Origin of the sequence: Labrenzia sp. THAF35, assembly GCF_009363595.1 — a bacterium.
Lineage (GTDB): Bacteria > Pseudomonadota > Alphaproteobacteria > Rhizobiales > Stappiaceae > Roseibium > Roseibium algicola.
On sequence record NZ_CP045380.1, the window covers coordinates 4,313,725 to 4,326,212 of the forward strand.

Consider the following 12,488-nt stretch of genomic DNA (forward strand, 5'->3'; position numbering starts at 1 on the left):
AAGCAGTGCGGTCCGTTGGATCCATTTTTAAAGGGCTTTTTGCATGTGTGGCATTGTTGGCGTGTTGGGAACGGTTGATGCGGCGCCGCGGATCGTGGATTCGCTGAAGCGGCTGGAATACCGGGGCTATGATTCTGCTGGCGTTGCCACATTGGTGGATGGTGCCATCGTGCGCCGCAGGGCGGAAGGCAAGCTGCGCAATCTTGAAGCTGTTCTCGAAAAGTCCCCCCTGACAGGCATCTCCGGGATCGGTCACACACGGTGGGCAACACACGGCGCACCAACTGTTGCCAATGCCCACCCGCACCAGGCCGGCTCGGTGGCCGTCGTTCATAATGGTATCATCGAAAATTATCTGGAACTGCGAGAGGAAATCGTCGCTGCCGGCGCCGTGCTGAATACCGAAACCGACACAGAAGTTGTGGCCCATCTGGTCAATCTGGCGATGGCCAACGGACTTTCTCCTCGCGATGCTGTTGCACAGGTTCTGCCGCGCCTGAAGGGTGCTTTTGCATTGGCGATGCTGTTTTCCGGTGAGGAAGATCTTCTTATCGGTGCCCGCAAAGGATCGCCGCTTGCTGTCGGGCATGGAGACGGGGAAATGTTCTTCGGGTCCGATGCCATCGCCCTGTCGCCGTTTACCGACCGGATTACCTATCTTGATGAGGGCGATTGGGCCGTCATCACAAGGGCGGGTGTTGAGATCTTTGATCAGGCGAACCAGCCTGTCACGCGCCCGGAAGCAAGGTCGTCTGTCACCTCCAGTCTTATGGACAAGGGCAACTACAAGCACTTCATGGCCAAGGAAATCCACGAGCAGCCGGAAGTGCTGGGCCACACGCTGTCACGCTATTTCGATTACACGACCAAGCGGGCCCGTGTGGAAGGGGCTGACCAACTCAAGTTCAAGGACCTGTCACGCCTGATCATCACGGCCTGCGGGACAGCGTATCTTGCCGGTCTGGTGTCCAAATACTGGTTCGAGAAATACGCCCGTCTTCCCGTGGAGATCGATATCGCCAGCGAGTTCCGCTATCGCGAAACACCGGTGAGCGACAAGGACACGGCGCTGGTGATTTCCCAGTCTGGTGAAACTGCAGACACGCTCGCCTCACTGCGCTACTGCAAGACGAATGGTGCCACCATCGGCGCGATCGTCAATGTTCCGGAAAGCACGATAGCCCGTGAAGCCGACAGGGTTTTCCAGACCATTGCCGGACCTGAAATCGGCGTTGCCTCGACAAAGGCCTTCACGTGTCAGCTTGCGGTGCTCGCCGGACTTGCCCTGCAGGCCGGACGGGAGCGCGGCGTGCTGACGCCAGAGCGGGAGCAGGAGCTTGTCGCGGAATTGATCGAAGTGCCGAGCCTCGCTCTCAAGGCCCTGGCCCGTGAAAGCGATATCGAGAAACTGGCGCATCCGCTCTCCAAGGCAAGCAATGCACTTTACCTCGGCCGGGCAACAAATTTCCCGCTTGCTCTGGAAGGCGCGCTGAAGCTCAAGGAGCTCTCCTACATCCACGCAGAAGGCTACGCTGCCGGGGAACTCAAGCACGGTCCTATAGCCCTCATTGATGAAAACATGCCGGTTTTCGTGATCGCGCCCTTTGACGCGATTTACGAGAAAACCGTTTCCAACATGCAGGAAGTGGCCGCGCGCGGCGGACGGATCGTGCTCATCACAGACGAGCGCGGTGCGTCGGAGTGTGGCAATGCGGCCGAAAATACCGTCATTCTGCCGGACATGTCGGATATCGTTGCGCCGATCATCTACGCGTTGCCTGTTCAACTCATTGCCTACCACACGGCTGTCTTCATGGGCACCGATGTCGATCAGCCGAGGAACCTGGCCAAATCCGTGACGGTTGAATAGTCCATGGACAGCAAAAGCACGCAAGATCGGGTTTTGCCCTTCGAGGAGCGGTACAGAGCCGACGTCATTGCGCTCTGGGAGAAATGTGGCCTGACGCGCCCCTGGAATGATCCGGACAAGGACATCGACCGCAAGCAGACCGACGAAAACGGTGCCTTCTTCGTGCTTCTGCGCGGGGACAGGCTTATCGGGTCCGTCATGGCCGGGTATGACGGCCACCGCGGCTCGATCAACTATCTTTCAGTCGATCCCGAATGTCAGACGGTGGGCCTTGGGAAAATGCTGATGAGCCGCTGCGAGGCATTCCTGGTTGCGAAGGGCTGTCCGAAGATCAACCTTATGGTACGTCAGGACAACGACAAGGTTCTGCGGTTTTACGAACAACTCGGATATGCGGAGGAAAGCGCTGTTTCCCTTGGGAAGCGGCTTATTCCAGACATTTAGCCCGTCGACCTATGACGGATCCTTGCAACCGTCGGGAGGGTTGTTGCCCGGGCCCGATGGACGAGACAGGACGTAGGCTGCGCAGCCGATCATGAACAGTCCGACACCTATGGCAAGCCACAGGTCAGGATGGGCTGAAAGATAGAAGACGCAATATCCGAAGGTCATTCCGGAAATGGCGAAGATCTTTGCCTTCGGCGGGATCGCGCCATGTTCGCGCCAGGCAATCACTGGCGGCCCGAAGATAGGGTGGTTGAGGATGCGCGCCTCAAGCGCGGGAGAGGATCTGGCAAAACAGGCAGCGGCAAGGATGAAGAAGATCGTGCTCGGCAGAATGGGAAGGAACGCACCGACAATCCCGAGGCCGACACATCCGGTTCCCAGAAGTTTGAACGTGGTCCGCCGCAACACTGCCTCCAAATCCGGCATAATTTGAATACATCGCTGAAAAATAAATCAAGCGAAGGATACCGCACTGCGATAAAGATGCTTATCTAATTGCGGGTCAGTTGAAAAGACGAGCACACACAGGGAAGTTTCGGGTTTAACCCATGAGCCGACACAAACATAAAGCAGAAGACGCGCACAAGATAGGCCATCGGCCGGGTGCGGCAACACGTCTTCGCAACTACTTCCTGACAGGGCTGGTCATCGCCGGCCCGATCGGCATTACCCTGTGGTTGACTTGGACCTTCATCAAATGGGTGGACGGCTGGGTCAAGCCGTTTGTACCCAAGATTTACAATCCGGACACCTACCTGCCTTTTCCGATACCCGGTTTCGGGCTCATTGTTGCAGTGTTTGTCCTCACGGTCGTCGGCTTTCTTGCAGCAAACTTCCTTGGGCGCAGTCTTATCTCGGTTGGCGAAAAAATCGTCGGTCGCATGCCGCTCGTTCGTAACATTTACAGTGGCTTGAAGCAGATTTTTGAGACAGTGCTTGATCAGCGCGGAAGCAGCTTTACCACAGCTGCACTGATTGAATATCCGCGCAGAGGCCTCTGGGCGATTGTGTTCATCTCCACCGACACCAAGGGCGAAGTGGAGCGCCGGCTCAAGGACAAGGCCGATACACTTTCCGTGTTCCTGCCGACTACGCCGAACCCGACATCGGGCTTTCTGCTGTTTGTTCCCAAGGAAGATGTGATTGAACTGGACATGAGTGTCGAAGATGCCGCAAAGCTCGTGATCTCGGCTGGTCTGGTCAATCCGAAATATCCGGAAATTCTCGCAGACGATATTGTCGATCCGGCGCAGCTGGAGCGGGTGAGAAGCTCTGAAGACGCCTGAGTGCGTTAGCAAGCAATCTAATCCATTATTCGCTTTGCCCTACGTCGTCAGGCGTCCTTGCCGACTTACGTACGATTGGCTCAAATGGCTGCTGGTGTAGTCGTGCCGACACCTGGGTATTGACTTGCTGCTGTTCGAACTTGTCAGCCGGCCCTGAGGAGCCTGATCGCGGCATCGCGGCCGAACAGATACAAAAGACACCGCAGAGCTTCGCCGCGTTTGGTTTTCAGATCCGGATCCAGTTCAAGGATAAGTCTCGCGTCGTCGCGTGCAACTTCCATCAGATCGGCGTGTTCGTCGGCGCGTGCGATACGAAAACCTGGCGTGCCGGATTGTCGGGTGCCGAGAATTTCACCACCGCCGCGAAGCTTCAGATCTTCTTCCGCGATCAGGAAACCATCGTTGGTCTGGCGCATGATGTTGAGGCGCGCGCCAGCCGTTTCTCCAAGCGGTCCCTTGTAAAGAAGGACGCAGGACGAGGGCTTGTCACCGCGTCCGACACGGCCTCGCAGCTGGTGCAACTGCGCGAGGCCAAAACGTTCGGCGTGTTCGATCACCATAATGGTGGCATCAGGCACATCAACGCCGACTTCAATAACGGTTGTTGCCACCAGCACCTTGGTTGCGCCGGACTTGAAGTCTGCCATGGCGGCATCTTTTTCGTCGGCGTTCATGCGGCCGTGGACCAGTGAGACGCGTTGCCGAAGAGCATGTTCCAGAACCCGGTGACGCTCCTCAACGGCGGCCAGGTCGATCTTCTCGGATTCTTCCACAAGTGGACATACCCAATAGACCTTCTGTCCGTCGGCGACCGCTGCACCAACCCGGCCAATGATCTCGTCCAGGCGGTCCAGGGACACTGATACGGTTGTGATGGGCTTGCGGCCCGCGGGCTTGTCCGTCAGGCGCGATACGTCCATGTCGCCAAAGCCGGTCAGCACAAGCGTTCTCGGAATAGGGGTGGCAGTCATGACCAGAACATCGACGCCGTTGCCCTTGGCTGAGAGGGCGAGCCGTTGATGCACACCGAAGCGATGCTGCTCGTCTACGACGACCATGGCCAGATTGCGAAAAGTCACGGTTCCCTGGAAAAGGGCGTGGGTGCCGACTACGAGGTCGATCTCACCTGCGTCCAACTGCTCCTGTCGAAGGCGACGTTCCTTCTGGCTGTCCTTTCCGGTCATCAGGGCAAGGCGAATGCCTGCCTTTTCGCACAGTGGCAACATCGACGCGTAGTGCTGGCGGGCGAGAATTTCCGTCGGCGCCATCAGGGCCCCTTGCGCACCGGTTTCTATCACCTGTGCCAGGGCGGCAAGCGCAACAACGGTCTTGCCGGCGCCGACATCGCCTTGCAGAAGCCGCAACATGCGCACCGGCTTGGCGAGGTCTTCATTTATTTCTTCGATCGCTTTTGCCTGACTGCCGGTCAATTGAAACGGCAGTGACGCTATCACCGCTTTTTGCAGTTCCCCTTTGGGGCGTCGCGATATTCCGCCAAGCGTACGCATGTGTGCCCGCACCATGGCAAGAGCCAACTGGCTGGCGAGCAGCTCGTCATAGGCAAGCCGCTGCATGAAGGGGGAGGCGGGGTCGATGTCGTTGCGTTCATGCGGTGCATGCAGTGTCTTCAAGGCTTCTGCAAAGTCCGGCCAGCCAGTCTGGTGAAGATGGGCGTCATTCAGCCATTCCGGGAGGTGAGGCACACGGTCGACAGCCGCCCGCACAGCCTTTTGCAAGGTTTTGGAACTCAAACCGGCGGTTAACGGATAGACCGGTTCGATCGCCGGCATTTCTTCCGCTTCCTCAGGTTTCAGCGAATAGTCCGGGTGCACCATCTGAGGGCGCTCGTTGAACCATTCGACCTTGCCTGACACGATTCTTCGTTCGCCTTCGGGAAAAGTTTTCTCCAGCCAGTCATGGCGCGGGTGAAAGAAGACAAAGGTGATCTGGCCTGTCTCGTCGTAGGCGTTGATCCGGTAGGGTGCTTTCGAATGCCGGGGGGGCGCCATGTGCCGGCCGATGGTGACATCCAGTGTGACGATGTCGCCATTTTCCGAATAGGCGATGCCCGGGCGGTGCCGCCGGTCTATAAGGCTATGAGGAATATGAAAAAGCAGATCAGCAACGGTCGCATCACGGTCCGGCTGGCTGCCGACGAGGCCGGACACCAGCTTTTCGATCTTTGGCCCGATTCCAGGCAAAGTCGAAACCGGGGCAAACAGGGGATCGAGGACCGGCGGGCGCATGTTCGGCGTGTAAACCTTCGAGAGACGGCAGGGTATTCGGTATCACGAACCCCTGTTCTGCCACGAAGGCGGAGCGCTGCGCAACAAATAGAACATTCTGTGAACTGGGCGCTGACAAGCTCGTTCTCTGGCGCTATATAACCGACACGAAATCACTCGTCCGGCCGATATCGGCGAAAACAATACTGCCTTTGCCTAAAGGCCGGTCAGCTTCTCATAGGTCTGTTTCTCATGTCCGAAACGTCCGGCGCACACGTCGATACCAATGGTGGCGAACGGGATTCCCGGCGCAAGAAAATACTGTTTCGGTGCTGGCATCGGGGCATGAAGGAAATGGATCTGCTGTTGGGTGGATTCGCGGATGCCAAGATCGACAGCCTCACGGAAGAAGAACTCCTGGAACTCGAGCACTTGCTGACAGCGCATGACCAGGATCTGTACGCCTGGATGACAGGTCGCAAGCCCTTGCCGCAGGAGTGGGACGGTCCGCTTTACCGCCGCATCATTGCCTATCATGAAGCCGCCGGTCCGGCCGGGTTTGGCAGATAACAACAAGGACGCCAGCTGTGTTTGACAGCCTGCTGAAGGATCAGGCCAACGTGACGCTTGCCGGCGTTCCGGATGGGGCCGAAAGCTACGCTCTTGCAAGGCTGCTCGCCGAAACCCGGGCGCAGGGTCTTGCCCTGGTATTTGTCGCTCGCGACGCCACGCGCATGGCCATGGTCAGCGAAGCACTTCAGTTCTTCGATCCCGAGGTCGAAATCCTGCAGTTGCCCGCCTGGGATTGCCTGCCATACGACCGCGTTTCGCCCAACTCTGCGATCAGTGCACGCCGCTTGCTGGCGCTCGGCCAACTTGCGCGTGGCATGACGGACGGCAAGAAAACCGTACTGATGACAACGCTCAACGCGGCACTTCAGCGTGTTCCCGAGCGCTCTTTCATGGCCGACCAGACCTTCTCCATGGCACCGGGTAACCGGGTCGACATGGGAGCGATCTCCACATGGCTGGAGATGAACGGTTTTTCGCGAACTCCGACCGTTCGTGAAACCGGTGAATATGCTGTTCGAGGCGGTATTGTTGATCTCTTCGCGCCTGGAGCGGAGGAGCCCGTGCGGCTCGATTTCTTCGGCGATACCCTTGAATCGATCCGCTCATTCAACGCGGAAACACAGAGAACCTCCAAACAGCTGAAACGCCTTGACCTGGTTCCGATGAGCGAGGTCGTATTGTCCGAGGAAGCCATCTCCCGCTTCCGTCGTTCCTATCTTGCCAATTTTGGTGCAGCCAGCCGAGAAGACGTGCTCTATCAGTCGATCAGTGACGGTCGCCGATACGCAGGCATGGAGCATTGGCTGCCACTGTTCCACGACCGACTGGAAAGTCTGTTCGATTACATCGGCGATACGCCTGTCGTTCTGGACACCAGCATGAGTGACGCAGTCCGCGAACGCGTTGACCAGGTCACGGAATACTACCGCGCACGTCAGGAAGCGCGCGAAATGGGGACAAGCGCCGGAACGGTGCCTTACATGCCGGTGGAGCCGGCCAGTCTCTATGTCACCGAAGAGGAATGGCGTGCAGCTGTCGCCGACCGCGCAAGCGCCGCACTTGATCCCTTTACGCCGCCGCCAGGCAGCGGCAAGAGGATTGTCGAACTGGGTGGGCGTCAGGGCCGGAGTTTTGCTGCCGAAAGGGCAGCGGGCGACATCAACATTTTTGACGCGCTGACAACTCACGTGCGCCAACTGCAAAAGCAAGGCAAACGCACGGTGATTGCCTGCTGGTCAGAAGGTTCGCGCGACCGTCTCGGCCAGATTCTTGAAGACCATGGTCTTGGAGCGGTCAAGAATGCGGACACGCTGAAGGACATCGAGGGCCTTCCCGCCAAGACAACCGCGCTGTGTGTACTGGGCATCGAGCATGGCTTTGAGCTCAATGACGTCGTCTTCATCGGCGAGCAGGACATTCTCGGCGACAGGCTGGTTCGCAAGTCGCGTCGCAAGTCCAAAGGCGCCAACGTCATTACCGAAGCGACGGGACTTTCGGAAGGCGATCTCGTCGTTCACGTGGACCACGGTATCGGCAGGTTCATCGGTCTGAAAACGATCGAAGCAGTCGGCGCGCCGCATGACTGCCTGGAACTTCAATATGCCGGTGGCGATAAACTCTATCTTCCGGTCGAAAACATCGAGCTTCTGTCCCGCTATGGCTCGGAAGACCAGGAAGCCCAGCTCGACAAGCTCGGTGGCGGTGCCTGGCAGGCACGCAAGGCCAAGCTCAAGAAGCGCATTCTGGAAATCGCCGACGGCCTGATAAAGACAGCAGCTCAACGCGCTCTCAAGACTGCGCCGGTGGTGGAAACACCGGAAGGCGTCTACGACGAGTTCGCGACGCGATTCCCCTACGAGGAAACAGACGATCAGCTTACGGCGATCGATGCGGTTTTCGACGATCTGTCTTCGGGGCGGCCAATGGATCGGCTGGTTTGCGGCGACGTTGGATTCGGCAAGACGGAAGTGGCACTTCGTGCAGCTTTCATTGCCGCCATGTCCGGGCGCCAGGTTGCGGTGGTGGTACCTACGACCCTTTTGGCCCGTCAGCACTTCAAGACCTTCTCCGAGCGCTTTCATGGCTTGCCGATCAACGTAGCCCATGCATCCCGCCTGGTGCCCACCAAGCAACTGAGCCTGACCAAGAAAGGCATCACGGACGGGTCAGTCGATATTGTCGTCGGCACCCATGCGTTGCTGGGAAAGTCCATCGAATTCCGGGATCTCGGCCTTCTTATCATCGACGAGGAGCAGCATTTCGGGGTCAAGCACAAGGAGCGGCTGAAGGAGCTGAAATCGGACGTTCACGTGTTGACGCTATCGGCGACACCGATCCCGCGGACCTTGCAGCTTGCGCTGACCGGGGTACGCGAACTGTCGCTGATCGCAACGCCGCCTGTGGACCGGCTGGCAGTGCGCACGTTCGTTTCGCCGTTCGATCCGTTGGTGGTGCGAGAAGCCCTTCTGCGCGAGCATTACAGAGGCGGGCAGAGCTTCTATGTCTGTCCGCGCCTTGCCGACATTGCAGAGCGCCTCGAGTTCCTTGAAAATCAGGTGCCTGAACTGAAAGTGGCGGTTGCCCACGGCCAGATGCCTCCGGGGGAACTGGAAGACGTCATGAACGCCTTCTATGAGGGCAAGTACAACGTCCTGCTGTCGACAACGATCGTGGAATCCGGGCTGGATATTCCGACCGCGAACACGTTGATCGTGCACCGGGCGGATATGTTCGGCCTTGCGCAGCTCTACCAGCTGCGCGGCCGTGTCGGCCGGTCCAAGACCCGCGCCTACGCGCTCTTTACGGTTCCTGCCAACAAGACGTTGACGGCGACTGCCGAGCGCCGATTGAAAGTCCTTCAGTCTCTCGAAACGCTGGGTGCAGGCTTCCAGCTGGCCAGTCACGATCTCGACATTCGCGGGGCCGGGAACCTGCTTGGTGAGGAGCAGTCCGGGCATATCAAGGAAGTCGGATTTGAACTGTACCAGCAGATGCTGGAAGAGGCGGTTGCCCAGCTCAAGGATGGTGGCGCGGATTTTGGCGACGAGCAGTGGTCACCTCAAATCAACATCGGCACGCCTGTGCTTATCCCGGAAAACTACGTCGCCGACCTGCAACTGCGTCTGCAGCTTTACCGCCGTTTGGGCGATGTCACCGAGGCGGAGGAAATCGATTCCTTCGGCGCGGAACTGATCGACCGCTTTGGACCGTTGCCGGAAGAAGTGCAGCATCTCCTCAAGATCGTCTTCATCAAGGGGCTTTGTCGCAAGGCCAATGTCGAGAAGGTCGATGCCGGGCCGAAAGGGATCGTCATCACGTTCCGCAATAGCGAATTCTCCAATCCGGCCGGTCTGGTTTCCTACATTGCCGAGCAGGGTGTCCTTGCGAAGATCCGACCGGATCAGAAGGTGGTCCTGACGCGCGATTGGGATAAAACCGACGCGCGTTTGAAAGGAACCGCAACGGTGCTGACCAAGCTGGCGCGCCTGGCAGCCGCCTGAGGCAGAGTTCGCCGGCTTGCTCATACGTGTGGAACGAAGGCGTGGACCCGAGCAGGGGCCAGCCTAAAATCGCACTGAAGGTGTGGTTATCCGGAGGACCGGGGAGTTCGCGATGGACGAGCTGGTGGCCCCAAGCCAGAGTAACTTCCTGTTTGACAGAGTTTTTCTGTAACAACGCTTGAACCAATAGAAGGGGCCGCCGGGATACCTGATGTTGGTGGTTGACACCCGACAGGCATCAGCCTGCATCCGTCCATCCTTCGGCGCCTACCAGAGGTACGTAGGCGACGGCTCCGAGATTGTCTGTTTTGAACTCGGTTTCGGAAAGCCTTTCGATCCGGATGAGATCTTGCTGCCGCTTTGACCTGCCAACCGGAATCACCAGTCGACCGCCTACCTTGAGTTGCTTTTTGAGAGAATCGGGGACAGCCGGCGCTCCCGCCGCAACTGCGATGGCATCGAAAGGGGCTTCCGCCGGACAGCCAAGTGTTCCGTCGGCGCAAATAACCTCGACGTTCCTGCAACCTGCCTGTTCCAGATTTTCCCTGGAAAGGTTGACGAGCTCCTGAAGTCGATCGATCGAAATGACTTTGTGAGCGAGATTTCCAAGCACAGCAGCTGCGTAACCAGAACCTGCTCCGATCTCCAAAACCTTCGCGTTTTCGCTGATTTCAAGCAGTTCGCAAGTGAGAGCAACAACATAGGGCTGGGATATTGTCTGGCCATATCCGATGGACAAAGGCCCATCCCAGTAGGCTCGGTTTACCTGGCTCTCCGGAACAAAGATATGGCGCGGCACACTGGCCATGGCGGACAGAACCCGTTTGTCGCTAATACCGCGCCTGTGCAGTTGCTGCTCAACCATTTCTGCGCGTGCGGTCGTCCACTGATCCATGGGCTGCTCTCGCCGGACACAAATTTACCGTGCATTTGATTGGCTGTCTCAAGACTCTATTAAACCTAAATCCGCATAGTGAGAGAACCAAGAGGCCAGTGTATCAGCGTTAAGGTCCAAAGAGTGCCCCGAGCAGCTACCCGTCAGCGAAAACAGTCATTTCTCCGTCGATTGATCACGCCTGCAATCGCCATTGCTGCGCTTGGTTATTTTGGCTTCCATGCGATGAGCGGTGAGCTCGGGATGGTTGGCCGAGCAATGATCGAGCGTCAGGTTTCCGAACTTGAAGGTGAATTGGCTGTCTTGACCGCCCAGCGTCAGGAGCTCGTCTCAAGGGTTAGTCTGCTTCGGCCGGAGAGCCTCGATCCTGATATGCTCGATGAGCGCGCAAGGCTCAATCTCAACCTGGTGCATCCTGACGAGCTGGTTGTTCTCAGGCCAGGGCACCGTTACAGCATGAACTGAATTTCAGTTGATTTTGCTGCATTAACAATAATCTGGTTAAATATAAAATTCTGTAGCATTAACAATGCTTTGGTGCTGTTGTTGCAGTGCGAGATGCGTGGATTGGATTGACAGACCCAACCGGATAAGTTGCTCCTACCTATCTTAGGGGAAACGTCACGCCGAGATGAGGGTTATGGCCACAGCATCAAAGACCACTTCCGCTAGCTCCAAGAGCACCAGCCGGACACGCAGCTCCGCCAAGAAGGCGCAGCCTGCGATCGCCGAGTTCGATAAGGACGAAGAACTTCACGCTTACCGCGAAATGCTTCTGATCCGACGTTTTGAGGAAAAAGCCGGGCAACTGTACGGCATGGGCCTCATCGGCGGGTTTTGTCATTTGTATATCGGACAGGAAGCTGTCGTCGTCGGTATGCAGATGGCCAAGAAAGACGGCGATCAGATGATCACCGGTTACCGGGATCATGGCCACATGCTGGCAATGGATCTCGATCCGAAAGGCGTGATGGCGGAACTGACCGGTCGTCGCGGTGGCTTGTCGAAAGGCAAGGGCGGCTCCATGCACATGTTCTCCAAGGAGAAGCATTTCTATGGCGGCCATGGCATCGTCGGTGCGCAGGTGTCGCTTGGCACCGGCCTCGGGTTCGCGAACAAATACCGTGAAAACGGCAACGTTGCGATGGCCTTCTTTGGTGACGGCGCGTCCAACCAGGGTCAGGTCTACGAGAGCTTCAACATGGCCGAGCTGTGGAAGCTTCCGGTCGTTTACGTGATCGAGAACAACAAGTACGGCATGGGCACCAGCGTTGCCCGCGCCTCCGCCACCACAGATCTTTCCCAACGCGGTGCTTCCTTCGGAATTCCGGGCAAGCAGGTCGACGGTATGGATGTGCGCGCAGTCAAGGCAGCCTCCGCTGAAGCTCTGGAATGGTGCCGTGAAGGCAAGGGGCCGTTCATTCTTGAAATGATCACCTATCGCTACCGCGGCCACTCGATGTCGGATCCGGCGAAATACCGCTCCAAGGACGAAGTCCAGAAGATGCGGACCGAACATGATCCGATCGAACAGGTGCGTGCGCGCCTCATGGACAAGGGTTGGGCATCCGAAGACGACCTCAAGGCCATCGACAAGGATGTGCGGGCCAGGGTCGCGGAAGCTGCCGAATTTGCACAGACGGATCCGGAACCGGATGTGTCTGAACTCTACACCGACATTCTGCTCTAAGG

The 12,488-nt window shown here is 57.7% G+C and carries 10 protein-coding genes; 7 read left to right on the plus strand and 3 right to left on the minus strand.

Going from position 1 to position 12,488, the window contains the following annotated elements:
* Positions 1-43 precede the first annotated feature (43 nt).
* Both glmS and FIU93_RS19785 read left to right on the plus strand, forming a co-directional pair.
* Positions 44-1,870: a glutamine--fructose-6-phosphate transaminase (isomerizing) gene (gene glmS / locus FIU93_RS19780; protein ID WP_055654399.1), complete on the plus strand. Its 1,827-nt coding sequence runs from the start codon at positions 44-46 to the stop codon at positions 1,868-1,870.
* 3 nt (positions 1,871-1,873) lie between these two features.
* Positions 1,874-2,314, plus strand: a complete 441-nt coding sequence (locus FIU93_RS19785; RefSeq protein ID WP_152506503.1) for a GNAT family acetyltransferase — start codon at positions 1,874-1,876, stop codon at positions 2,312-2,314.
* A 9-nt stretch (positions 2,315-2,323) separates the two neighbouring features.
* Here the strand turns inward: FIU93_RS19785 and FIU93_RS19790 are convergent, their stop codons facing one another.
* Positions 2,324-2,743: a YbaN family protein gene (locus FIU93_RS19790; RefSeq protein ID WP_022998561.1), complete on the minus strand. Its 420-nt coding sequence runs from the start codon at positions 2,741-2,743 to the stop codon at positions 2,324-2,326.
* A gap of 122 nt (positions 2,744-2,865) precedes the next feature.
* Between FIU93_RS19790 and FIU93_RS19795 the strand changes: the two genes are divergently transcribed.
* A complete protein-coding gene (locus FIU93_RS19795) occupies positions 2,866-3,603 on the plus strand; it encodes a DUF502 domain-containing protein (protein WP_055654395.1) in 738 nt (245 codons plus the stop codon).
* A gap of 143 nt (positions 3,604-3,746) precedes the next feature.
* Here FIU93_RS19795 and recG read toward each other — a convergent pair whose 3' ends face one another.
* Positions 3,747-5,849 (minus strand): ATP-dependent DNA helicase RecG, encoded by a 2,103-nt coding sequence (gene recG / locus FIU93_RS19800; RefSeq protein ID WP_152506504.1) that lies wholly within the window; start codon positions 5,847-5,849, stop codon positions 3,747-3,749.
* A 231-nt stretch (positions 5,850-6,080) separates the two neighbouring features.
* Here recG and FIU93_RS19805 point away from each other — a divergent pair, with 231 nt between their 5' ends.
* Entirely contained in the window at positions 6,081-6,398 is a 318-nt protein-coding gene (locus FIU93_RS19805) for a succinate dehydrogenase assembly factor 2 (protein ID WP_152506505.1), read from the plus strand.
* A gap of 17 nt (positions 6,399-6,415) precedes the next feature.
* Positions 6,416-9,901 carry a transcription-repair coupling factor gene (gene mfd / locus FIU93_RS19810; RefSeq protein WP_152506506.1) on the plus strand — a complete coding sequence of 1,162 codons (3,486 nt, stop codon included), beginning with the start codon at positions 6,416-6,418 and terminating at the stop codon, positions 9,899-9,901.
* A gap of 238 nt (positions 9,902-10,139) precedes the next feature.
* On the opposite strand, the gene FIU93_RS19815 is transcribed toward mfd, so the two are convergent.
* Positions 10,140-10,796 (minus strand): protein-L-isoaspartate(D-aspartate) O-methyltransferase, encoded by a 657-nt coding sequence (locus FIU93_RS19815; RefSeq protein ID WP_152506507.1) that lies wholly within the window; start codon positions 10,794-10,796, stop codon positions 10,140-10,142.
* A 243-nt stretch (positions 10,797-11,039) separates the two neighbouring features.
* Between FIU93_RS19815 and FIU93_RS19820 the strand changes: the two genes are divergently transcribed.
* Together FIU93_RS19820 and pdhA are read left to right on the plus strand one after the other, a co-directional pair.
* On the plus strand, positions 11,040-11,261 hold the full coding sequence (locus FIU93_RS19820; RefSeq protein ID WP_228866647.1) for a septum formation initiator family protein: 222 nt from the start codon (positions 11,040-11,042) through the stop codon (positions 11,259-11,261).
* A gap of 175 nt (positions 11,262-11,436) precedes the next feature.
* Positions 11,437-12,486 (plus strand): pyruvate dehydrogenase (acetyl-transferring) E1 component subunit alpha, encoded by a 1,050-nt coding sequence (pdhA, locus tag FIU93_RS19825; RefSeq protein ID WP_022998568.1) that lies wholly within the window; start codon positions 11,437-11,439, stop codon positions 12,484-12,486.
* The last annotated feature ends 2 nt before the right edge of the window (positions 12,487-12,488 follow it).